The organism is Streptomyces filipinensis (assembly GCF_014649495.1).
In the GTDB taxonomy this organism is placed as follows: Bacteria; Actinomycetota; Actinomycetes; order Streptomycetales; family Streptomycetaceae; genus Streptomyces; species Streptomyces filipinensis.
In genome coordinates this window covers 136,337-158,674 of sequence record NZ_BMTD01000020.1, presented here as the reverse complement: position 1 = coordinate 158,674, position 22,338 = coordinate 136,337, and the positions used below count along the sequence as shown (strand labels likewise).

Annotated in this window: 17 protein-coding genes; 3 read left to right on the top strand and 14 right to left on the bottom strand. The window is 70.8% G+C overall.

All coding sequences use genetic code 11. The features are described from left to right. The 12 genes from IE244_RS34010 to uvrC form a co-directional block, all read right to left on the bottom strand. A partial coding sequence (locus IE244_RS34010) for a phosphoglucose isomerase-related protein (protein WP_506005179.1) occupies positions 1-347 on the bottom strand: 347 nt, incomplete at its 3' end. Positions 348-399: 52 nt separating this feature from the next. Further along, complete coding sequence (locus tag IE244_RS34005) at positions 400-1,662, bottom strand: MFS transporter (RefSeq protein WP_191877424.1); 1,263 nt, start codon at positions 1,660-1,662, stop codon at positions 400-402. A 131-nt stretch (positions 1,663-1,793) separates the two neighbouring features. Continuing rightward, the gene (locus IE244_RS34000; RefSeq protein WP_003976875.1) at positions 1,794-2,129 is read right to left on the bottom strand and encodes an RNA polymerase-binding protein RbpA; all 336 of its coding nucleotides are present in this window, start codon (positions 2,127-2,129) and stop codon (positions 1,794-1,796) included. A 218-nt stretch (positions 2,130-2,347) separates the two neighbouring features. Next, positions 2,348-2,584, bottom strand: a complete 237-nt coding sequence (gene secG, locus IE244_RS33995; protein ID WP_078963746.1) for a preprotein translocase subunit SecG — start codon at positions 2,582-2,584, stop codon at positions 2,348-2,350. A gap of 105 nt (positions 2,585-2,689) precedes the next feature. Further along, positions 2,690-3,466, bottom strand: coding sequence for a triose-phosphate isomerase (gene tpiA, locus IE244_RS33990; protein WP_191877423.1), 777 nt, complete (start codon positions 3,464-3,466; stop codon positions 2,690-2,692). 6 nt (positions 3,467-3,472) lie between these two features. Next, positions 3,473-4,684: a phosphoglycerate kinase gene (locus tag IE244_RS33985; protein ID WP_191877422.1), complete on the bottom strand. Its 1,212-nt coding sequence runs from the start codon at positions 4,682-4,684 to the stop codon at positions 3,473-3,475. A gap of 144 nt (positions 4,685-4,828) precedes the next feature. Beyond that, positions 4,829-5,836, bottom strand: a complete 1,008-nt coding sequence (gene gap / locus IE244_RS33980; protein ID WP_191877421.1) for a type I glyceraldehyde-3-phosphate dehydrogenase — start codon at positions 5,834-5,836, stop codon at positions 4,829-4,831. Positions 5,837-6,179: 343 nt separating this feature from the next. Then, a complete protein-coding gene (locus tag IE244_RS33975; RefSeq protein WP_191877420.1) occupies positions 6,180-9,134 on the bottom strand; it encodes a M14 family metallopeptidase in 2,955 nt (984 codons plus the stop codon). A gap of 150 nt (positions 9,135-9,284) precedes the next feature. After that, positions 9,285-10,274: a DNA-binding protein WhiA gene (whiA, locus tag IE244_RS33970; protein ID WP_031166139.1), complete on the bottom strand. Its 990-nt coding sequence runs from the start codon at positions 10,272-10,274 to the stop codon at positions 9,285-9,287. Continuing rightward, entirely contained in the window at positions 10,265-11,359 is a 1,095-nt protein-coding gene (locus IE244_RS33965; protein ID WP_031166141.1) for a gluconeogenesis factor YvcK family protein, read from the bottom strand. Before IE244_RS33965 ends, whiA begins: the two co-directional genes overlap by 10 nt. Continuing rightward, the gene (gene rapZ, locus IE244_RS33960; protein ID WP_191877419.1) at positions 11,356-12,375 is read right to left on the bottom strand and encodes an RNase adapter RapZ; all 1,020 of its coding nucleotides are present in this window, start codon (positions 12,373-12,375) and stop codon (positions 11,356-11,358) included. Before rapZ ends, IE244_RS33965 begins: the two co-directional genes overlap by 4 nt. Continuing rightward, positions 12,372-14,459, bottom strand: coding sequence for an excinuclease ABC subunit UvrC (uvrC, locus tag IE244_RS33955; protein WP_191877418.1), 2,088 nt, complete (start codon positions 14,457-14,459; stop codon positions 12,372-12,374). Before uvrC ends, rapZ begins: the two co-directional genes overlap by 4 nt. 501 nt (positions 14,460-14,960) lie before the next feature. On the opposite strand from uvrC, the gene IE244_RS33950 reads away from it, so the two are divergent. Next, positions 14,961-15,905 carry a hypothetical protein gene (locus tag IE244_RS33950; RefSeq protein WP_191877417.1) on the top strand — a complete coding sequence of 315 codons (945 nt, stop codon included), beginning with the start codon at positions 14,961-14,963 and terminating at the stop codon, positions 15,903-15,905. A 147-nt stretch (positions 15,906-16,052) separates the two neighbouring features. On the opposite strand, the gene IE244_RS33945 is transcribed toward IE244_RS33950, so the two are convergent. Further along, entirely contained in the window at positions 16,053-16,475 is a 423-nt protein-coding gene (locus IE244_RS33945; protein WP_191877416.1) for a QcrA and Rieske domain-containing protein, read from the bottom strand. A 430-nt stretch (positions 16,476-16,905) separates the two neighbouring features. Here IE244_RS33945 and IE244_RS33940 point away from each other — a divergent pair, with 430 nt between their 5' ends. Both IE244_RS33940 and IE244_RS33935 read left to right on the top strand, forming a co-directional pair. Beyond that, the gene (locus IE244_RS33940; RefSeq protein WP_229854539.1) at positions 16,906-18,045 is read left to right on the top strand and encodes a LacI family DNA-binding transcriptional regulator; all 1,140 of its coding nucleotides are present in this window, start codon (positions 16,906-16,908) and stop codon (positions 18,043-18,045) included. After that, positions 18,042-18,953 carry a carbohydrate kinase family protein gene (locus IE244_RS33935; protein WP_191877414.1) on the top strand — a complete coding sequence of 304 codons (912 nt, stop codon included), beginning with the start codon at positions 18,042-18,044 and terminating at the stop codon, positions 18,951-18,953. Before IE244_RS33940 ends, IE244_RS33935 begins: the two co-directional genes overlap by 4 nt. Before the next feature lie 175 nt (positions 18,954-19,128). Here the strand turns inward: IE244_RS33935 and uvrA are convergent, their stop codons facing one another. Beyond that, the gene (gene uvrA / locus IE244_RS33930; RefSeq protein ID WP_191877413.1) at positions 19,129-22,155 is read right to left on the bottom strand and encodes an excinuclease ABC subunit UvrA; all 3,027 of its coding nucleotides are present in this window, start codon (positions 22,153-22,155) and stop codon (positions 19,129-19,131) included. Positions 22,156-22,338: the final 183 nt, after the last annotated feature.

Below are 22,338 nucleotides of genomic sequence, written 5' to 3'. Positions count from 1 at the left end.
TCGCCGTCGACCTCGACCACCGCGTCCCGCGCGGCACGCAGCGCGGTGTGCAGCACGGCCCGCCGCTCGGTGACGTTGATCCTCTCGCCGCGGAACATGGCGTCCCGGAGCCCGAACACGTCCGTGGCGGCGGCCAGCTCGCGCAGCAGCCGCAGCGTCTCGTCGGTGACCAGGTGCTTCGAGTAGTCGAGGTACAGATCGCCGACCTGGAGCGTGTACCCCTCACCGCGCCCGGGATCGGCGGCGAACAGCTCCCTCAGATGGGTGTCGGCCAGCTCCTCCCGGTGCTTGGCGAGAGCGGTCCATTCGGGCGTCTGGTTGAGCCTGGTACGGCCGTCTGCGTTCATTTCCGACTTCCGCCTTCTTTCGTGCCTGTCCCAGCTGTTCCAACCTAATTGATCACCGCGCGCCGCGAGCCGTCGTGACGTCGTCGTCCGGCGCAACAACAGGTACGTCCGGCTTGCGGACCGGTATCAGCGCGGTGACGGACAGGACGAAGAAGGCTGCCGTGAGCAGGGCCGGGGTGTTGCGCCCCCATGCCGTGGCCGCCGCGCCGCCGAGCACGGCGCCGAGCGGGGCCCCGGCCACGGCGAGCGTACGGAAGGCGGAGCTGACCCGGCCGAGCATGTCCGCGGGGGCGCGCTGCTGCATCAGTGTCGTCGTGTTGACGTTCCACAGCATGCCCATGCAGCCGAACACGGCGAGCGCGGCCACCGCGGCGGCCAGACTCCGCACGGTGCCCAGCACGACGAGCGCACCGGTCTGCACGGTGCCGGCGAGCAGGACGGTCCGCCGGGGACCCAGTGCCGAGGTGGTCCACCGGTTCAGCACGCCTCCGGTCAGACCGCCGGCGGTGTACGCGGTGGCCGCGGCCGCGTATCCCGCCGTGCCCGCGTCCAGCCAGCCGGTCACGAGGACGACCAGGGTGGCGATGAGAGCGCCCATGCCGATGTTGCACAGGGCCGTGGCGGCGCACAGCCCGCGCAGGGCCCGGTCGCGGCCCAGGGTGCGCAGCCCGGCGGCGATCTCCCGGCGCAGGGTGCCGCCCGCAGGTCTCACCGCGCGCTCGGGTGCGCCGGTCCGCAGGGAGGCGACCAGTGCGGCGGCCACGAGGAACGTGACGGCGTCGGCGGCGAAGGGGGCGGCGGCCCCGGCGGCGATCAGCACCGGAACGACGGGTGCGCCGATCAGCCCGCCGGCGATCTTCTGCCCCGTCATCAGCCGGGCGTTGGCACTGCCGAGCGCCTGGCGGTCCACCAGGGCCGGCAACAGGGCCGTGGCGGCGTTGTCGAACAGCGTCTGGAGCGTGGTCAGTGTGAAGGCCAGGGCGATGAGCAGCGCGATCGAGGCGTGGCCCAGGGCGACGGCCACCGCGAAGGAACCCACGAGCAGACCGCGTACGGCGTCCACGGTCCACATCGCGCGCCGCTGGTCGACGCGATCGGCGACCGCGCCGCCGAGCAGCCCGAAGACGATCCAGGGCAGATAGCCGCACGCCGTGACCGAGGCGATGAGCAGCGGCCGGTCGGTCAAGGACGCGGCGAGCAGGGGCAGCGCTGCTCCGCGCAGGGCGTCTCCGAACTGGGAGACCACGGCAGCCGACCACAACCGCCCGAAGGCCCCGCGCCATGCGGGCGCACGCGTCTCCCCCGCCTCGGCCATGCCCGGACTCCCCCGTCTGTGGTTCTCGCCTTCACGAAAACCGTAGAGGGCACCACTGACAATCGGGTCGGCCGAGCGGACCGATACGGCTCCGGCCAGGCACCTGCGGGCGCCCGGCCGGTGTTCAAGTCCTAGATCTCGCCCCGCAGTTTGGCGAGCGCCTCGGCGAGGATCGCCTCGCCGTCCGCGTCGCTGCGCCGCTCCCGTACGTACGCGAGGTGCGTCTTGTACGGCTCGGTGCGCGGCGGGTCCGGCGGGTTGTCCCGGTCCTGGCCGGCCGGGAAGCCGCAGCGCGGGCAGTCCCAGGTCTCGGGAACCTGCGCGTCGCTGGCGAAGCTCGGCTGCGTCTCATGCCCGTTGGAGCACCAGAAGGAGATGCGCAGACGCGGCGCGGACTCGCCGCGCTCGGCCTCGCCCATCGGCCCCGCCCCGACCCGGCTTCCTCGGATCGCGTTGCCACTTGCCACGGTCGTAACTCCCTGCGTAATGGTGCCGCGAAGCGAGTCGGCGTTTCGCTTCGCTGCGAGCGCCTCAGTCTACGTAAGGCCCAACGCGCGTCCAGTGATTGGAGTTACAAGGGGCCCCGCTCATAGACGCGAGCCCCATGATAGGCCGCGCTCAGGAGCGCGTACCGAACATGGGGCCTTACGTACCGAATATGTGTGATGTGCGCGCGGTGCGCGTGTCAGCTGTTCGACTTCATCAGCATGCCGAGGACGATGATGCACGCGAACCACAGCACACCGATCACGATGGTGATCCGGTCGAGGTTGCGCTCGGCGACCGAGGAGCCGCCGACGGAGGACTGCATGCCGCCGCCGAACATGTCGGAGAGGCCGCCGCCCTTCCCCTTGTGCATCAGCACCAGCAGCATCAGCAACAGGCTGAAGACGATCAGGGCGATCGAGAACCCCAAAACCACGGCTGGACCAACTTCCTCGGATTCGGATGGACGGGGGCACAGCATCTCGGCTGTGCCCCCGCAAGGGTACGACGTATCGCCGCTACCGCCTACTCACAGCTCGCGTCACTGATCGCGGAAGCGCACGATCTTGACGAACTCGTCGGCGTCCAGCGAGGCGCCGCCGACGAGCGCGCCGTCGATGTCGGCCTGCGCCATGATCTCGGCGACGTTGCCCGACTTCACGGAGCCGCCGTACTGGATGCGGACCTTGTCGGCCACGTCCTGGGAGTACAGCTCGGCGATCTTGGCGCGGATGGCGGCGCAGACCTCCTGGGCGTCCCCGGCGCCGCAGACCTTGCCGGTACCGATCGCCCACACGGGCTCGTAGGCGATCACGACGGTCTCGGCCTGCTCGGCCGGGAGGTCCTTCAGACCGCCCTCGACCTGGGTGAGGGTGTGAGTGACGTGGTTGCCCGCCTCGCGGACGTCCAGTTCCTCGCCGACGCACAGGACCGGGGTGAGGCCGTTCCTGTAGGCGGCTTTCACCTTGGCGTTGACCAGCTCGTCGGTCTCGGCGTGGTACTGGCGGCGCTCGGAGTGGCCGATCACCACGTAGGTGCACTTCAGCTTGGCCAGCATCGGGCCGGAGATCTCGCCGGTGTAGGCGCCGGAGTCGTGCTGCGAGATGTCCTGGGCGCCGTACTTGATCTTGAGCTTGTCACCGTCGACCAGGGTCTGCACGGAGCGCAGGTCGGTGAAGGGCGGCAGGACGGCGACCTCGACGGCCTCGTAGTCCTTGTCGGCCAGGGCGAAGGCGAGCTTCTGGACGTGTGCGATGGCCTCAAGGTGGTTGAGGTTCATCTTCCAGTTGCCCGCCATGATCGGCGTGCGAGTGGTCATGCGGGGTCAGTCCTCCAGTGCGGCGAGGCCGGGGAGCGTCTTGCCCTCGAGGTATTCGAGGGAGGCGCCGCCACCGGTCGAGATGTGGCCGAACGCGTTCTCGTCGAAGCCGAGCGTACGCACGGCCGCGGCGGAGTCACCGCCGCCGACGACGGTGAAGCCGTTCGCGTCGACGAGGGCCTGGGCGACCGCCTTGGTGCCCTCGGCGTAGTCGGGGTGCTCGAAGACGCCCATGGGACCGTTCCAGAACACGGTCGCGGCGTCGGCGAGCTTCGAGGCGTAGAGCTCCCGGGTCTTCGGGCCGATGTCCAGGCCCTCCTGGTCGGCGGGGATCTTGTCCGCGTCGACCACGGTGTTCTCGGTCGGCGCCTTGGTCTTCAGGTCCGGGAACTCCCGGGAGACCACGACGTCGACGGGGAGCAGCAGTTCCACACCCTGCTTCTCGGCGCGCTCCATGTACTCGGTGACGACCGGGACCTGGTCCTCCTGCAGGAGGGAGATGCCGACCTCGTAGCCCTTGGCCTTGAGGAAGGTGTACGCCATGCCGCCGCCGATGAGCAGGCGGTCGGCCTTGCCGAGCAGCTCGTCGATGACGGCGAGCTTGTCGGAGACCTTGGCGCCGCCGAGCGCGACCACGTAGGGGCGCTTGACGTCCTCGGTGAGCTGCTTGAGGACGCCGACCTCGGCGGCGATGAGGTAGCCGGCGTAGTGCGGCAGCCGGGCCGGGAGGTCGTAGACCGACGCGTGCTTGCGGTGCACGGCGCCGAAGCCGTCACCGACGTAGACGTCGGCCAGGGCGGCGAGCCGGTCGGCGAAGGCGCCGCGCTCGGCGTCGTCCTTGGCGGTCTCGCCAGGGTTGAAGCGCAGGTTCTCCAGGACGGCGACCTGGCCGTCGACGAGGCCGGCGACCGTGTCCTGGGCGGACTGCCCGACGGTGTCGGCCGCGAAGGCCACGGCGGAGCCGAGGAGTTCACCCAGGCGGGAGGCGGCGGGCGCGAGGGAGAAGGCGGGGTCCGGGGCGCCCTTGGGGCGGCCCAGGTGCGAGGCGACGACCACCTTGGCGCCCGCGTCGGCGAGGGCCTTGACGGTGGGCAGCACGGCGCGGATCCGGCCGTCGTCGGTGATGGTGCCGCTCGCCAGCGGCACGTTGAGGTCGGCGCGGACGAAGACCCGCTTGCCGCTCACGCCGGCGGCGAGAAGTTCGTCGATCGTCTTCATTGAGTGGACTCCAAGGGAGGGCTCGTGGTGCACCTGATCGTAAAAGGACGTGGTCCGAGCGCGAGACAGGGCCCGGGCAGCGCGACGGTGCGCTGCCCGAGCCCTGCTCTCACTTCAAGGTCCTGCTGCTGCGATCTGCGGCGATCAGAGCTGGTTGCCGACGAAGACCGTGAGGTCGACGAGGCGGTTGGAGTAGCCCCACTCGTTGTCGTACCAACCGATGACCTTCACGTTCTTGCCCTCCTGGACCATGGTCAGGGAGGAGTCGAAGGTGCAGGACGCCGGGGCGTTGACGATGTCGGAGGAGACGATCGGGTCCTCGGTGTAGTCGAGGAGGCCCTTCAGCTCGCCCTCGGCGGCCTTCTGGAAGGCGGCGTTGACCTCTTCCTTGGTGACCTCGCGGCCGAGCTCGACGACCAGGTCGGTGACCGAGCCGGTCGGGACCGGGACGCGCATGGCGATGCCGTCCAGCTTGCCCTTGAGCTGCGGCAGCACCAGGGCGGTGGCCTTGGCGGCACCCGTGGTCGTCGGGATGATGTTCTCGGCGGCGGCACGGGCCCGGCGCAGGTCCTTGTGCGGGAAGTCCAGGATGCGCTGGTCGTTCGTGTACGCGTGCACCGTCGTCATCAGGCCCTTGACGATGCCGAAGTTCTCGTCGAGGACCTTCGCCATCGGCGCCACACAGTTGGTGGTGCAGGAGGCGTTGGAGATGACGTGGTGGTTCGCCGCGTCGTACTTGTCCTGGTTGACGCCCATCACGATGGTGATGTCCTCGTCCTTGGCCGGAGCCGAGATGAGGACCTTCTTCGCACCACCGGCGATGTGCTTCGCGGCGTCTTCCTTCTTGGTGAAGATGCCCGTCGACTCGATGACGATGTCGACGCCCAGCTCGCCCCAGGGGATGTCGGCCGGGTTGCGCTCGGACAGCACCTTGATGGTGTGACCGTCGACGGTGATGGTGTCGGCGGTGTGGGAGACCTCCTGCTTGAGGCGACCCAGGATCGTGTCGTACTTGAGCAGGTGAGCGGTGGTAGCGGTGTCACCCAGGTCGTTGACAGCCACAACCTCGATGTCCGCACCCTGCTCCAGCAGCGCGCGGAAGTAGTTACGACCGATGCGGCCGAAGCCGTTGATGCCTACGCGGATCGTCACGAACCGATCTCCTCGTTGGTACGCCGGCCATGCGGTGCCGGCGAGCTCTGTTTGGGATGTCCCCGACCACCACCGACCCTACCTCCCGGACGGCCCCGGAGTGACATCGAGATGGCGCATACACGGGCAGGCAGTCCGTACCCGCCAGTAGGGGTACGGACCGTCCCGGAACGGCAGTGGATTCACCCGTATTCAGTATGGATTGTCGGGCAGTTTTTGGGCCGTCTTCACTCGTTCGTGAGCGGGTCGGCTCACTTGATCAGGGCCCCTTTCGCGCACCGCTGAGAGGGCTCCCGCTCACCTGTCGGAACAAGGCGAGCGGGATCTGTCAACGTGGCGGCCCTCACCCGCCGAGCGCCGCGAACGCCTTCCTCACCAGGGCTGCCCGATCGTCCGCCGACGACACCTGCTCCAGGCCGAAACCGAGGAGCACGGTGTCGTGCGTGGCGACGGCTCCGTATGTCTGGAACAGCGTCCCGGAGCGCGCCCAGTCCTTGAGGACGGCCGGGCTGCCCGCGGGCGGCCCGGCCACGTGCCAGGGGCCCAGGGACGACTCGAACCCCTCGGTCTCCCTGGCCGCGCCGCCGACGACGAGCGAGGCGTCGTCGGCGAGGACTCCGTGTCCGCCGGTGCCCGGGTCGGTGATGTAGCTGATCGAGACCTCGACGGACTTCCCGGCGTAGGCGCTCAGGTCGAAGGCGACCTGCTGCCAGCCTCCGGAGCTGCCGGTGAGGCTGTTCCAGGAGCCGGTGGTGCCGGTCGCGGTGCAGGCCTTGTCCGCGAGCGTCAGATAGTGCTTCAGCCACGGATGCTCGGCGATCAGGAAGCCCTGCCCGCAGTCCGTCGGCACGGCCGTCCTGGTGGCGCCGCCGGCCTCCGGCAGGGTCGTCCAGTCGTCGCCGCCCACGGTGTGCGCCTCGACGACCGCGTGGTCGTAGCCCGGCTCGGTGTCCCACAGCAGCCGGGTGGTCAGGGCCGGCTTGTCGGCGGCGCCGACACCGGTGAGGTCGATGGTGCGGGTGAGGCGCTTGTAGGCGTCGTCGGTGTGCACGGCGGCGGCCATGTACGAACCGGCGTACGGTCCGTAGGGGTTGGCGGTTCCGGCGAACCGGCCCGCTCCCGCGCTCGTGAACTGCGGGTACGCGGCCGCGGGCAGCTGGTCGGAGGTGACGCTGTAGACGCCGGCCTTGTCGAGCGGGTTGCCGGGAGCGTCGCCGAGGGCGCCGGTGTAGCCGTCCAGGGCACCCGAACCGGTGAAGGCGGTGGCCCCCTTGGTCGACGTACGGCTGTAGGCGCCGAGGTAGTACTGGCTGAAGTCGTCCGAGAGGCTGCCGTCGCCGAGTCGCACGCTGCCACCCGCCAGTTCACCGGCCTCGATCAGCCTGCCGCCCTCGTTGAGGTAGGCGCGCAGCTGGAGCTGGGTGGCGTTGCCGGGGCCGTTCGCGCCGGAGTAGTGCACGACCGTCCGGAAGTGCTTCAGTACGCCGAGCGCGTCGGGGACGCCCTGCCCGGCCACGTCCCACACGATCGCCCGGTGCCCGGCCGCTCTGAGCGCGTCGACGTACTTCTGCGCCTGCGTGGCCGTCGTGCCCTCCTCGGCGACGACGAGTGTGTCGGCGCCGGGCCGCTCGGCGACCGTGTAGGTGAAGGGGGAGCTGGAGACCTTCCCGCCGCTCTTCGTCTCGCCGGTGAACCACACCTCGACCTTGTCGCCCGGCCGGCCACCCGGCACCTTGGCCCGGTAGTCGTCGAAGTACAGGTCGTCCCTGCCGCCGTACGTCGTGCCGCCCTTCCAGTGCCGCAGCGTCCGCTCGTGGACCCGGCCGCCGTTGACGCGGTACTTCAGCTCCTTGTCGTGGACCGCCTTGCGGACGACCACGGAGACCTCCTGGTCCGCGCCCCACGCGTACGACGTGGCGAACGCCGCCGGGGTGAAGTCGGCCGCGCTCAGCCCGACCGAGGAGGCCGGCCTGTCCGGGTGCGCGGCGGTCTCGGCGACGGAGAGCGCGAACGGGATGTTCTTGGCGAACTCCTGCTGGATCAGCTTCTCGTCGTCGGGGAAGCTGAACTCCGACGGGCAGTCCTCGGGCTTCCAGGCGTCGTTCGGGTCGACGTTCGACGCGGTCTGGCAGGTCGACATCTCGGGGGTGAACATCGCGACGCGGTTGACGTTCGACGCGTGCCCGTCCGCCTCGCCGTTGGTGGTGTACAGCTCCGAGGAGAGCTGCGAGTGGTAGCCCGGGATGGCCGGGTTGTCCGGGGTGCCGGCGAGCGCCTTGTACAGGACGTCGTCGGGGCTGGGGGTGGCGACCTGCCAGCCGACGCCGTACAGGAGGAGTTCGGCGGCGGAGTGGTAGTTGACGGCGTACCGGAACCCGACGCGTTTCTCGAAGCCGTCCAGCGCCTTGGTCTCGGGCTCGGACTCGGGGCTCGCGCCGCGGTAGGTCTCGCTGGTGGGGTTGGGGGACGAACCCTCGTCGTCATATCCCCACTTGTAGGGGAAGTTGCGGTTGAGGTCGACGCCGTCGCCCGCGCCGATGACCCCGTCGCCGTTGACGTCCCGCAGGTTCTTGCGCCACAGGCGGGTGCCGGCGTTCTTGAACGTGTAGTCGTAGCCGTCGGGGTTGGCCGAGATGACGAACCACAGCTCGGTCGAGTCGACGATCTTCCGAAGGCGCTTGTCCGTCCGGTAGTTGTCCAGGTAGTAGTGCATCAGCCGACGGGTCATCTCCGTCGTGATCCACTCACGCGCGTGCTGGTTGGACAGATACAGCACGGACGGCCTGGAGCCGTCCTTCGTCCTCCTCGCGTTCCCGGTGAGTTTGAGCGCGAGGATGTCCTGGCCGTCGACCGTCTTGCCGATGGACTCGACCTTGGTCAGGCCGGGGTGGGTCCGGGCGGTGCGGAGGATCTCCTCCTTCAGGCCGCCACCTCCGCCGTACGGGCGGAACACGCCCTGGGAGGCACGCGTGAGGCGCGCCAGCGCACCCGCCGACAGGGTGTGCTCGGTGAGGCCGACGCCCTGTTTCCGCAGCTTCGCGGCCTGCCGGTCGGTGAGGTAGACCTCGACCTGCGTCTTCCCCCGGCCGGTGACCTGCTCACCGAGTTCCTGTCCGTCCTGTCCGGCGTCGAGGAGCAGGGGAATCTGCTGCGGGGTGACGTCGGCCCGGTAGACCCGGACCTCGTCCGAGCCGGCCGGCGCCGGGTCTCCGCTCTGTGCCTGGGCGATGGGCGCAAGGCTCGCTCCGCCGATGAGAAGCGCGCCGACAGCGAGGATCGATCTCGCTCCGTGTCTCATGAACCCCCCTAGCGGTGGTCCGCCACAGCGGCGAACAGGTTGCCAGGCTCATGTCACCTCATGATCGAGTCAAGAGCGCTTCATGGACACGCTACGCCGGTGCCGACCACCCGAACGGGCGTACGGCACCGGCGACTTGGGGTGCGTCGGTCAGCCGGCCAGGTTGTCGGCCAGCTCCTCGCTGAGGTTCGCCTCCGTGCCCGGGATGCCCAGGTCGGCGGCGCGCTTGTCGGCCATCGCCAGCAGGCGGCGGATCCGGCCCGCGACCGCGTCCTTGGTCAGCGGCGGGTCGGCGAGCGCGCCCAGCTCCTCCAGGGAGGCCTGCTTGTGCTCCATGCGCAGCCGGCCCGCCGCCGCGAGGTGCTCGGGCACCTCGTCGCCGAGGATCTCCAGCGCCCGCTGCACGCGCGCACCGGCGGCCACGGCGGCACGGGCCGAACGGCGCAGGTTGGCGTCGTCGAAGTTGGCGAGCCGGTTGGCGGTGGCCCGCACCTCGCGGCGCATCCGGCGCTCCTCCCACGCCAGCACGGACTCGTGCGCGCCGAGCCGGGTCAGCAGCGCCCCGATCGCGTCCCCGTCGCGGACGACCACCCGGTCCACCGTCCGCACCTCGCGCGCCTTGGCGGCGATGGACAGCCGGCGGGCGGCGCCGACCAGCGCGAGCGCGGCCTCCGGGCCCGGGCAGGTCACCTCCAGGGACGAGGAACGGCCGGGCTCGGTCAGCGAACCGTGCGCCAGGAAAGCCCCGCGCCAGGCCGCCTCGGCGTCACAGGTGGCCCCGGAGACCACCTGCGGGGGCAGCCCACGGATCGGGCGGCCCCGGCCGTCCACGAGGCCCGTCTGGCGGGCCAGCTGGTCACCACCCGCGACGACCCGGACGACGTAGCGCGAGCCGCGGCGCAGCCCGCCGGGCGCCATCACGATCAGCTCGGAGCTGTGGCCGAAGATCTCCAGGATGTCCCGCTTGAGACGGCGGGCCGCCATCGCGGTGTCCAGCTCCGCCTCGATCACGATGCGCCCGCTCACCAGGTGAAGGCCGCCGGCGAACCGCAGAATGGCGGAGACCTCCGCCTTCCTGCAGCAGGTCCGGGTGACGGGGAGCCGGGAGATCTCGTCCTTCACCGCTGCCGTCATCGCCATGGGCCGATCCTTCCATGCATCCGAAAAATACGGTCGTACGCGGCGGCCAACAGCTCCGGATCGTGCCGGGGTGATCCATCGGTCCGGGCCACCGGCGCCAGCTCGATCGCGGCTCCCAGCCGTTTGGCGGCCTCGGTGAGCGAGTCGCGGTCGGGCACAGCGGCCTCGTCGGCCAGCACCACGTCCAGGGCGAGTTTAGGGGCGTGTCGCCCCAAAACCTCCAAATGACGCTGCGGGGAGAAGCCCTCGGTTTCTCCCGGCTGCGGAGCGAGGTTCAAGGACAGCACCTTGCGTGCCTTGGTCTCCGTGAGGGCGTCCAGCAGCTCGGGGACGAGCAGGTGCGGGATCACCGAGGAGAACCAGGAGCCGGGGCCGAGCACCACCCAGTCCGCGTCCAGGACCGCCGCCACCGCCTCGGGCACGGCGGGCGGGTCGTGCGGCACCAGGTGCACCGACTGGACCTCGCCGGGCGTCAGCGCGACCGTCGCCTGCCCGCGCACGGTGTCCACGTCGTCCGGGCGATCGGGATCGTGCCCCTTGACCAGGGCCTGCAGCTCCAGCGGGACGGCGGACATGGGCAGCACGCGCCCGTGCGCGCCGAGCAGCTTGCCGACCAGGTCCAGCGCCTGCACATGGTCGCCGAGCTGCTCCCACAGGGCGACGATCAGCAGATTGCCGACCGCGTGGTCGTGCAGGTCGCCCTGGGAGGTGAAGCGGTGCTGGATCACGCGGGCCCAGGTCTGGCCCCAGTCGTCGTCACCGCACAGCGCGGCCAGCGCCTTGCGCAGGTCGCCGGGCGGCAGCACACCCAGCTCGTCGCGCAGCCGGCCGCTGGAACCGCCGTCGTCGGCCACCGTGACCACGGCCGTGAGGTCGCCGGTGATCCGGCGCAGCGCGGCGAGCGAGGCGGACAGGCCCATGCCGCCGCCGAGCGCGACCACCTTGGGCTGTGCGCCCCGGCGGCGGGGCCGTCCGCCGCGGGCCTCGGCGGGGCGGGCCGGGCGGCCCTCGGCGGCCGTCCGGCTCGCGCGTCCCTCCGGCACCATCCTGCGCAGCCGGCTGAGCCGCCGTGTACGTTCCGTCATTCCCGTCCCATGTCCCGGTGTACGACCACCGTCTCCACACCCTCGGCCGCGAGGCGCGCGGCGAGCTTCTCCGACACGGCGACCGAGCGGTGCTTGCCGCCGGTACAGCCGATGGCGATGGTCACATACCGCTTGCCCTCGCGCCGGTAGCCCGCCGCGATGAGCCGCAGCAGTTCGGCGTAGCGGTCGAGGAACTCCTTCGCCCCGGGCTGGTTGAAGACATACGCGGCGACCTCCTCGTTCAGGCCGGTGTACGGGCGCAGCTCCGGGACCCAGTGCGGGTTGGGCAGGAACCGCATGTCCGCGACCAGGTCCGCGTCGACCGGGAGGCCGTACTTGAAGCCGAAGGACATCACGGTGGCCCGCAGCTCCGGCTCCTCCTCGCCGGCGAACTGGGCGTCCATCTTGGCGCGCAGCTCGTGCACGTTCAGGCTGGAGGTGTCGATCACCAGGTCGGCGTCCCCGCGCAGCTCGCGCAGCAGCTCGCGCTCGGCCGCGATGCCGTCGACGATGCGGCCGTCGCCCTGCAGGGGGTGCGGACGGCGTACCGACTCGAAGCGGCGCACCAGGGCCTCGTCGGAGGACTCCAGGAAGACGATCCTCCGGGTGACGCCCCGGGTGTCCAGGTCCGCGAGGGACTCGCGCAGGTTGTCGAAGAAGCGCCGGCCCCGCACGTCCACGACGACCGCGATCCGCGCCACGTTGCCCTGCGAGCGGGCACCCAGCTCCACCATCGTGGGGATGAGAGCGGGCGGGAGGTTGTCCACGACGAACCAGCCGAGGTCCTCCAGACACTTCGCCGCTGTCGACCGTCCCGCCCCGGACATGCCGGAGATGATCACCAGCTCGGGGATGGCCGCTTCGGGGGCCTGGGCGGACGTACCGTCCGTGCTCACCTGTGCTCCGTTTTCCTGCGTGGCGGGCTGCTCGCCGGCCGCGGACCGCGGCTGGTCCCGGTCCGCTTCCTCGTGGGCCGGATCTCGGTCCGCTGTGGGCTGTGCGTCGTGCTCGGTCATGTCTCCTGCCCCCGTCGTTCGTCCGGGAGACCCGCGGTCACGGGCTCCCCCGAGGAACCCCCCGTCGTATCGGGTTCCCCATCATCAATGATCTCTCCGGTCGCCGTGTTCACGGCGGGTGCGGCCGGGGTCGCCCGGGCGAGGGCCGCGGCGATGGTCTCGGCCGTCTTCCGGCCTATCCCGGGCACCTCCTGGATCTGTTCGATTGTGGCGGACCGCAGCTTCTTCACCGAGCCGAAATGCTTGATGAGTGCCTGCTTGCGGGTCTCGCCGAGGCCGGGGACGTCGTCCAGGGGGCCGGCCCGGAAGCGCTTGGCACGCTTGGTCCGCTGGTAGGTGATCGCGAACCGGTGGGCCTCGTCCCGGACGCGCTGGAGCATGTACAGGCCCTCGCTGGTGCGCGGCAGGACCACCGGGTCGTCCTCGCCGGGCACCCAGACCTCCTCCAGCCGCTTGGCGAGGCCGCAGACGGCGATGTCGTCGATGCCCAGCTCGTCGAGGGCGCGCCGGGCCGCGGCGACCTGGGGCCGGCCGCCGTCGACGACGACCAGCTGCGGCGGGTACGCGAACTTCCTGGGGCGGCCGTCGTCGTCCTTCGGCGAGGTGGTGAGCGGCGCGGCGTCGGGGAGGGCGCTCTCGCCGTCCACGGCGGTCTCCTCGCCGTCGGTCCACTCCCCCGTCCTCTCCTTCTCGGCGAGATAGCGCCGGAAGCGGCGGGTGATCACCTCGTGCATGGAGCGGACGTCGTCCTGGCCCGCGAAGCCCTTGATCTGGAAGCGGCGGTACTCCCCCTTGCGCTGCAGGCCGTCCTCGAAGACGACCATGGAGGCGACCACGTCGTCCCCCTGGAGATGCGAGATGTCGTAGCACTCGATCCGCAGCGGCGCGCTGTCCAGGTCCAGGGCCTCGGCGATCTCCTCCAGGGCGCGCGAGCGCGTGGTCAGATCGGAGGCGCGCTTGGTCTTGTGCAGCACGAGCGCCTGCTGGGCGTTGCGCTGGACGGTCTCCATCAGCGCCTTCTTGTCGCCGCGCTGCGGGATGCGCAGGGAGACGCTCGCCCCACGGCGCACGGTCAGCCACTCCTGGACCGGCTCGACGGGCTCGGGCAGCGCCGGGACCAGGACCTCCTTGGGGACCGTGTCACCCGTCTCCTCGCCGTAGAGCTGCTGCAGGGCATGCTCGACCAGGGCGCCGGTGGTGATCTCCTCGACCTTGTCGGTCACCCAGCCCCGCTGGCCGCGCACCCGGCCGCCCCGCACATGGAAGATCTGCACGGCCGCCTCCAGCTCGTCCTCGGCGACGGCGACGAGGTCGGCGTCGGTCGCGTCGGCGAGCACGACGGCGTTCTTCTCCATGGCCTTCTTCAGGGCCTCGATGTCGTCGCGCAGCCGGGCGGCCCGCTCGTACTCCATCTCCTCCGCCGCCTCCATCATCTGCTTCTCCAGACGGCGGAGGTAGGTGCCGGTGCGGCCGGCCATGAAGTCGCAGAACTCCTCGGCCAGCTCCTGGTGGTCCTCGGAGCCGATCCGGCCGACGCAAGGAGCGGAGCACTTGCCGATGTAGCCGAGCAGGCAGGGACGGCCGGTGCGGGCGGCGTTCTTGAACACGCCGGCCGAGCAGGTGCGCACCGGGAACACGCGCAGCAGCAGGTCGACGGTGTCCCGGATGGCCCACGCGTGCCCGTACGGACCGAAGTAGCGGACACCCTTCTTCTTGTGACCGCGCATCACCTGCACGCGCGGGAACTCCTCGTTCATCGTCACCGCGAGGTACGGGTAGCTCTTGTCGTCGCGGTACTTGACGTTGAACCGGGGGTCGTACTCCTTGATCCAGGAGTACTCCAGCTGGAGGGCCTCGACCTCCGTGGACACCACGGTCCACTCCACGGACGCGGCGGTGGTCACCATCGTCCGGGTGCGCGGGTGCAGGTTCGCCAGGTCCTGGAAGTAGTTCGCCAGGCGCTGGCGCAGGCTTTTCGCCTTTCCGACGTAGATCACCCGGAGGTGCTCGTCACGGAACCTGTACACCCCCGGGGAGTCCGGGATCTCACCCGGCCTGGGGCGGTAGCTGGAGGGATCGGCCATGTCTCACACCCTACTGGCGAGCACCGACACCGCGTCGGGCCTGTGGACAACGCCCGCCCCGCGCCGCGAGGCCGTCGCCGTCCCAGCCGGTGTCGGCCGGGGGGCGGCCCGGTAGCGATCAGGTGCCGGACGATCCGGTCCCGGCGATCCGCGGCCGCGGCGCCGAGCCCGCCGCGCCGGCCGTCACGGCGTGCGATCAACGGCGAACCCCAGGTCTCCGGCACGTGCTGATCATCCCGCCGGACGCGCAGGCCGACGCCCTGCCGGTGACCGGCGGCCGCGCTCCGGTTCTCGTGGCCGGCCACGGCCGTGGCGGGTTCGAGGTGTTGTCGGGGTCTGGTCAACACGCTTCAATGCGGGGGAACTCGGGGCCGTACACGCACGCGTACGGGCGCGGCGTGCGCAGTCACGGGCGTCCACCGGTGCCACGGGGGTGGCCCCGCGCACCTGCTCAGACGGTCTGACCAGCCGTAGTGACACCTCACAGAAAGGCGCCCCGGCATGCCGCATGCCACGGAGTACGCGCACGTCCCCACCGCGGAACTGGACACGGCCCTACGGGGCGGCCCCTTTCATGTGGCGCTGCGCGCCGCGATCGCCGCACGCGGACTGCCGCTCCAGCGCGTCCAGCACCATCTGTCCCGGCACGGGGTCAAGGTCGGTGTCACCAGCCTGAGTTACTGGCAGCAGGGTGCCCGCCGCCCGCAGCGCCCGGAGTCGTTGCGGGCGGTACGGGCGCTGGAGGAGATCCTCCAGCTGCCGGACGAGTCGCTGATCCGGCTGCTGGCCGAGGCCGGCGAGCGCGCGGCGGCCGGCCGCCCGGCTGTGCGCTCGTACCGCTCCCTGATCGAGGCCTCGGACGTGCTGGACCGACTCCGGGCCGAGCTGGGCTGGTCCCCCGACGGCCTGCACACGCTGGGCCACCACGAATGCGTCCACATCGGCGCCCGGCGCGAGCTCGCGAGCCGGGAGGCCCACCACATCGTGCGGGCCCACCGCGACGGCCTGGACCGCTTTCTCGCCGTGCACCACGGCGACCCCGGCTGCCGTCCGCGCGAGATCAGAGTGCGGGCGCTGGAGAACTGCCGCACCGGACGCGTCCGCTGGGACCAGGACACCGGCGTCCTGGTGGCGGAGCTGCTCTTCGGCACCCGGCTGCGCTCCGGGGACACCTTCCTGTTCCGCTACGGCATCGAGGACGGCACGGCCGGGGCATCCCGCGAGTACCTCCACCGGTTCGGCTTCCCCGGCGGCCAGTACGCCCTGCAGGTGCGGTTCGACGCGGCGGCACTGCCGGTGCGCTGCCATCGCTTCACCCAGCACTCGACGGCGGCCCCGCGTAGCGGCCGGCACGAACTGCCGGTCACCGGGCCCCACCACTGCGTCCACGTGGTCGAGCCGCGGATACGTCCGGGCGTCGTCGGCATCGCGTGGGAGTGGGAGTGAACTCACCCTGGACACAGGCCTGTTGAGGTATCGCGAGAGCCCAGCACGCTGGGCCGCCGCCGGCGGCTGCCACCGGGGGCTGCCGGCCGGGCGGCGCGGGGCGACGGCGCAGGACGGCCGCACGTCCAGGACGTCCGAGCGGTCCCGTCAGGCGCCGGGACCGGCGATGATCCTGCCGTTCACGGCCCTCACCGGCAGCTCGGCCAGGGGCTCGGTGGCCGGCGACTGGACCACCTTGCCCGTCACGGCGTCGAACTGACTGCCGTGGCAGGGGCAGACCAGGGTCGTCCCCTGCAGTTTGTTGATGGGACACCCCGCGTGCGTGCACACGGTGCTGTACGCCTTCAGCCGGCCGCTCCCGTCGCGGCTGACGACCACGTTGTGATCCCGGTACAGCTTCGCGCCGCCCTTCGAGACCTCACCCTCGGCACCGAGGTCGACCGGCGCGGTCGGGGCGGCCGCGACCTCGCCGCCCGGCGCCGAGCATGCCGTCAGACCGAGTCCGGCGACCGGGGCCACGGCTGCTCCTCGAAGGACGGTACGGCGGCTCGCGGAGGGGCGGGCAGGCATCTGGAACTCCACTGCTCAAGGGGTGTGCAGGGCGACGATACCCGGACAGAAGTACCGGCTTCAGGGCGGGGCCGGGGCTGCCGGACGGGGCCAGAACTGCCGGACGGGGCCAGGACTGCCGGACGGGGCCAGGACTGCCGGGCATGGCCAGGACTGCCGGGTGAAGGCATCAGAGAGTGACGGTGAGGGCAGGGAGCGTCGGCGGAACCTCGAAGAGGACGTAAACGCTTACGCAAGCGTTTACGCGGGGGTGCTCGATGGGATAGCGTCCCGGCCGGAAGGGCCACGGCCGTCCAGTCCGGACGGTTCCGCCGGTCCCCGCAGTGCGTCCATGCCGTACGTCCGTGCAGTGTGCCGGCCCACCGCATCCGGTGCGGCCGGTCCGCTGGGTCGGCGCAGTCGGCTCAGTCGGCTCAGGGAGGGAGACGCGATGGCCACCATGGCGGACGTCGCGCGGAGCGCCGGAGTCTCCGTGGCGACCGTTTCCCACGTCCTGAACGGCACCCGCCCGGTGCTGCCCCACACGCGCCAGGCCGTGCTGGACGCCGTCGACGCCCTCGGTTACACCCCCAACACCCTGGCCCGCTCCCTGGTGACCTCCCGCACCCGCTCGATCGGGCTCGCGGTATCGGCGATCAGCAACCCGTACTTCACGGAGATCCTCCAGGGCGTCGAGTCAGCCGCCCTGGAGGCGGGATACAGCCTGCTCATCGCGGATCCGCACGACGACCCCGGGCACGAGCGCAAGGTCGTGCAGCTCCTCCATGAACGCCGGGTCGACGGCATGATCGTCGCCCCGTCCGCGCATCCTCACGATCTGGTCGGTTACCTGCGCCGCCATGCCGTACCGACCGTGTTCCTGGACCGGGTGATCGACGCGGGTGTGCTGAACGCCTCCGCGACCGGTGGTGGCACCGGCGCCGTCCCCGGCGAGAGCGCGCCCTGGTACGACCAGGTCTGCGCCGACAGCGCCGATCCGACCGCTCGGCTCGTCACCCACCTCGCCGGGCTGGGCCACCGCCGGATCGGCCTGGTCGCGGGCCTGCCCGGGCTCAGCACCACCGATGAGCGCGTCTCCGGCTACCAGGACGGCCTCAGCGCCGCCGGCCTGGCCCACGACGAACGGCTCCTGGTGTCCGGCAACTCCGAGTCGGCGGGTGCCGAGCAGGCCACGGCCGCCCTGCTCGCCCTGCCCGAACCGCCCACGGCACTCGTCACCGCCAACAACGCGATGACCATCGGCGCCCTGCGCGCCCTGCGCCGGCACGGTCTGTCCGTCCCGGACGACATCGCCCTGTGCTGCTTCGACGACTTCGCCTGGGCCGACCTGTTCTCACCACGGCTCACCGCCGTCGCCCAGCCGAGCAGGGAGCTGGGCGCACAGGCCGTCCAGGTGCTCCTGAACCGCCTGGACGAGCCGCGTCGGCCGGCCCGGACGGTACGGCTGCCGTGCACGTTCGTCCACCGCACCTCCTGCGGGTGCCCGGAGGAGCCGGGCCGGTCCCGGACGCCCGAGCACACCGATTCCCCCATGTCATCCACGCTGTCGGAGAAGGGAACCACCTCGTGATCGTCGTCGCCGGTGAGGCACTGATCGACCTGGTGCCGCAGGGCTCCGGTGCCCTCGCGGACCTGAAGCCGGCGCTCGGCGGTGGCCCGTACAACACCGCCGTGGCCCTGGGCCGGCTCGGCTCCCGCACCGCCTTCTGCTCGCGGACGTCGCACGACGCCTTCGGCGAGGCCCTGCTCGAGGGGCTGCGCCGGGCCGGGGTGGACGTGTCGGGCGTGCAGCGCGGGTCGGAGCCGACGACCCTGGCGGTGGCCACCATCGACGACGGTGGCTCGGCCGCGTACTCCTTCTATGTCGACGGCACCGCCGACCGTCTGTTCACCGCGCCCGTCGCGCTGCCCCCCGGCACCCGCGCGGTGTCCTTCGGCACCTGCTCGCTCGTCCTGGAACCGGGAGCGAGCGCCTACGAGGAGCTCATGCGCACGGCGGCCGGACAGGGGCTGTTCACCGCGCTCGACCCCAACATCCGGGCGGGGCTCATCCCGGACGCGGACGCCTACCGGGCGCGTTTCAAGAGCTGGCTGCCCTCGGTGACGCTGCTGAAGCTCTCCGCTGAGGACGCCGAGTGGCTGGGCGGCGGCCCGCACGAGTGGCTGGCCGCGGGACCCGCGGCCGTGGTGGTGACCCGGGGCGGGGAGGGTCTGACCGTCTTCACCCGGGACGGCGGGGAGCACTCCGTACCGGGTGTGGAGGTCGCCGTGGTGGACACCATCGGCGCCGGTGACACGGTGAACGCAGCCCTGTTGCACGGGCTGTCCGCCCTGGACGCGCTGTCGGCGGAAGCGCTCGTCGCCCTCGGGACGGAGGGCTGGACGCGGCTGCTGCGCTTCGCGGCGCGTGCGGCGGCGATCACCTGCTCGCGGGCGGGGGCCGAGCCGCCGTACGCGGCCGAGCTCGGTGACCTGTGAGCGACCCCTTTTCTCTTTCGCTCTGCTGCTGTCAAGGTGCGGCCGGACCCGGGGGGGCGGCGATCTGTCGGACCTCGGAGCCGGGGTGGCTGATGGTGGAACGAGCGGCGCCCCGCGGGGAGTTCCCGCGGGGCGCCCCTTTTCTGGTGCTGCGTCAGGCCTTGACCGTGATGTGTCAGGCTTTGCGTGCCCGTGTCGTCTTCTTCGCGGGCGCCGCCTTCTTGGTGGCCGCGGCGGCCTTCTTGGTGGCCGTGTTGTTGGCCTTGGCCGTCACCGTCCTCTTCGCCGCCGTCGTCGCCGCGGCCGTCTTCCTGGTCGTGGCGGCACGCTGCGCCGGCACAGGTTCGGCGTCGCTGATGCGGTCGGCGCCGAGGATCTCGCGCAGGAACTTGCCGGTGTGGCTGGCCGGAACCCCGGCGACCTCCTCGGGCGTGCCCTCGGCGACCACGAGACCACCGCCGGCGCCGCCCTCCGGACCCATGTCCACGACCCAGTCGGCGGTCTTGATCACATCGAGGTTGTGCTCGATGACGATGACCGTGTTGCCCTTGTCGACCAGGCCGCCGAGGACCGTCAGCAGCTTGCTGATGTCCTCGAAGTGCAGACCGGTGGTCGGCTCGTCCAGGACGTAGACCGTGCGCCCGGTGGAGCGCTTCTGCAGCTCGCTGGCCAGCTTCACGCGCTGGGCCTCACCGCCGGAGAGGGTGGTGGCGGACTGGCCGAGGCGGACGTAGCCGAGGCCGACGTCCTTCAGCGTCCTCAGGTGCCGGGAGATGGCCGGGACGGCCTCGAAGAAGTCGGTGGCCTCCTCGATGGGCATGTTCAGCACGTCGGCGATGGACTTGCCCTTGTAGTGGACCTCCAGGGTCTCCCGGTTGTACCGGGCGCCGTGGCAGACCTCGCAGGGGACGTAGACGTCCGGGAGGAAGTTCATCTCGATCTTGATCGTGCCGTCGCCCGCGCAGTTCTCGCAGCGGCCGCCCTTGACGTTGAAGGAGAAGCGGCCCGGCAGGTAGCCGCGGACCTTCGCCTCGGTGGTCTCGGCGAACAGCTTGCGGACGTGGTCGAAGACACCGGTGTACGTCGCCGGGTTGGACCGCGGGGTGCGGCCGATCGGCGACTGGTCGACGTGCACGACCTTGTCGACCAGGTCGTCGCCGTCCACGCGCGTGTGCCGGCCGGGGACGTTGCGCGCGCCGTTCAGCTCGCGGGCCAGGTGCGTGTAGAGGATGTCGTTGACCAGCGTCGACTTGCCGGAGCCGGAGACGCCCGTGACGGCCGTGAACACGCCCAGCGGGAAGGACACGTCGATGTCCTGCAGGTTGTTCTCACGGGCGCCGTGCACGGTGAGCCGCCGGGACGGGTCACGGGGCCGGCGGACGTCCGGAACCGGGATCGCCTTGCGGCCCGACAGGTACGCGCCGGTCTGCGACTCGGTGTTGGCGAGCAGCTCCTTCAGCGAGCCGCTGTGCACCACCTTGCCGCCGTGCTCGCCTGCGCCCGGGCCGATGTCCACGACCCAGTCGGCGACCTTGATGGTGTCCTCGTCGTGCTCCACGACGATGAGCGTGTTGCCCATGTCACGCAGCCGGACCAGGGTCTCGATCAGCCGGTGGTTGTCCCTCTGGTGCAGACCGATGGACGGCTCGTCCAGCACATACAGGACGCCGACGAGGCCGGAGCCGATCTGGGTGGCGAGCCGGATGCGCTGGGCCTCGCCGCCGGAGAGCGTGCCGGCCGCGCGGTTCAGCGAGAGGTAGTCCAGGCCGACGTCGACCAGGAAGCGCAGCCGTTCGTTGACCTCCTTCAGCACCCGCTCGGCGATCTTCTTGTCCCGGGCGTTCAGCTTCAGCCGGCCGAGGAAGTCCGCGCAGTCGCTGATCGACATCGCGGAGACCTCGGCGATCGACTTCTCCATGACCGTGACCGCGAGGACGATCGGCTTCAGGCGTGTGCCCTCACAGGAGGGACAGGGCACCTCGCGCATGTAGCCCTCGAAGCGCTCACGGCTGGCGTCGCTCTCGGCCTCGCTGTGCCGGCGCTTCACGAACGGCACCGCGCCCTCGAAGGGTGTGGTGTAGACGCGCTCGCGGCCGTAGCGGTTGCGGTAGCGCACCTCGATCTGGGTCTTGTGGCCGTACAGCAGGGCCTTCTTCGCGCGCTGCGGCAGGCCCGCGAACGGGATGTCCGTGCGGAAGCCGAGGGCGTCCGCGAGGGCGCCGATCAGACGGCCGAAGTAGTCCTTGGTGTGTCCGTGCGACCAGGGGTGGAGGGCGCCCTCGTCCAGGGTCTTGTCCGGGTCCGGGACGATCAGTTCCGGGTCGACCTCCATGCGCGTGCCGATGCCGGTGCAGTCGGGGCAGGCGCCGAAGGGCGAGTTGAAGGAGAAGGAGCGGGGCTCCAGCTCCTCGAAGGACAGGTCGTCGTAGGGGCAGTACAGGTGCTCGGAGTACATGCGCTCGCGCTCGGGGTCGTCCTCGGGGAGGTCGACGAAGTCGAGCACGATCATGCCGCCGGACAGGCCGAGGGCGGTCTCCACGGAGTCGGTGAGACGGCGCTTGGCGGACTCCTTCACCGTGAGGCGGTCCACGACCACCTCGATGGTGTGCTTCTCCTGCTTCTTCAGCGCGGGCGGCTCGGAGAGCTGGATGGTCTGGCCGTCCACGCGGGCGCGGGAGTAGCCCTTGGTCTGCAGGTCGGCGAAGAGGTCCACGAACTCGCCCTTGCGCTCGCGCACGAGCGGCGAGAGCACCTGGAAACGGCTCCCCTCCGGCAGCTCCAGGACCCGGTCCACGATGGCCTGCGGCGACTGGCGCGAGATCGGGCGGCCGCACTCGGGGCAGTGCGGCTTGCCGATCCGTGCGAAGAGCAGGCGCAGGTAGTCGTAGACCTCGGTGATGGTGCCGACCGTGGAGCGCGGGTTGCGCGAGGTCGACTTCTGGTCGATGGAGACCGCCGGGGACAGGCCCTCGATGAAGTCCACGTCCGGCTTGTCCATCTGGCCGAGGAACTGCCGGGCGTACGAGGAGAGCGACTCCACGTAGCGGCGCTGGCCCTCCGCGAAGATCGTGTCGAAGGCCAGGGAGGACTTGCCCGACCCGGACAGGCCCGTGAAGACGATGAGCGAGTCACGAGGCAGGTCGAGCGAGACATTCTTCAGGTTGTGCTCGCGCGCGCCACGGACGATGAGACGGTCGGCCACGCCGGTCCGCACCTTTCTTGAGAGAAGTGACAGGGGCGGGGCCCCCGTGCTTCTTCAGACTAGGGGGAGCCACTGACAACGCCGGTCGGATTGCCCGATCGCATAACAACCCCCGGCCATCCAGCATGCCCGACGCCACCTTCGACGATATAGCACGTGCTTTCGATTTGCGGACCGGGTTCA

What these genes read in the sequence shown, in the direction of transcription:
- IE244_RS34005 (WP_191877424.1), bottom strand. Translation starts at nt 1,662, where the DNA reads ATGGCCGAGGCGGGGGAGACGCGTGCGCCCGCATGGCGCGGGGCCTTC.
- tpiA (WP_191877423.1), bottom strand. Translation starts at nt 3,466, where the DNA reads ATGACCACTCGCACGCCGATCATGGCGGGCAACTGGAAGATGAACCTC.
- IE244_RS33985 (WP_191877422.1), bottom strand. Translation starts at nt 4,684, where the DNA reads ATGAAGACGATCGACGAACTTCTCGCCGCCGGCGTGAGCGGCAAGCGG.
- IE244_RS33975 (WP_191877420.1), bottom strand. Translation starts at nt 9,134, where the DNA reads ATGAGACACGGAGCGAGATCGATCCTCGCTGTCGGCGCGCTTCTCATC.
- whiA (WP_031166139.1), bottom strand. Translation starts at nt 10,274, where the DNA reads ATGGCGATGACGGCAGCGGTGAAGGACGAGATCTCCCGGCTCCCCGTC.
- IE244_RS33965 (WP_031166141.1), bottom strand. Translation starts at nt 11,359, where the DNA reads ATGACGGAACGTACACGGCGGCTCAGCCGGCTGCGCAGGATGGTGCCG.
- rapZ (WP_191877419.1), bottom strand. Translation starts at nt 12,375, where the DNA reads ATGACCGAGCACGACGCACAGCCCACAGCGGACCGAGATCCGGCCCAC.
- uvrC (WP_191877418.1), bottom strand. Translation starts at nt 14,459, where the DNA reads ATGGCCGATCCCTCCAGCTACCGCCCCAGGCCGGGTGAGATCCCGGAC.
- IE244_RS33950 (WP_191877417.1), top strand. Translation starts at nt 14,961, where the DNA reads ATGCCGCATGCCACGGAGTACGCGCACGTCCCCACCGCGGAACTGGAC.
- IE244_RS33945 (WP_191877416.1), bottom strand. Translation starts at nt 16,475, where the DNA reads ATGCCTGCCCGCCCCTCCGCGAGCCGCCGTACCGTCCTTCGAGGAGCA.
- IE244_RS33940 (WP_229854539.1), top strand. Translation starts at nt 16,906, where the DNA reads ATGGCCACCATGGCGGACGTCGCGCGGAGCGCCGGAGTCTCCGTGGCG.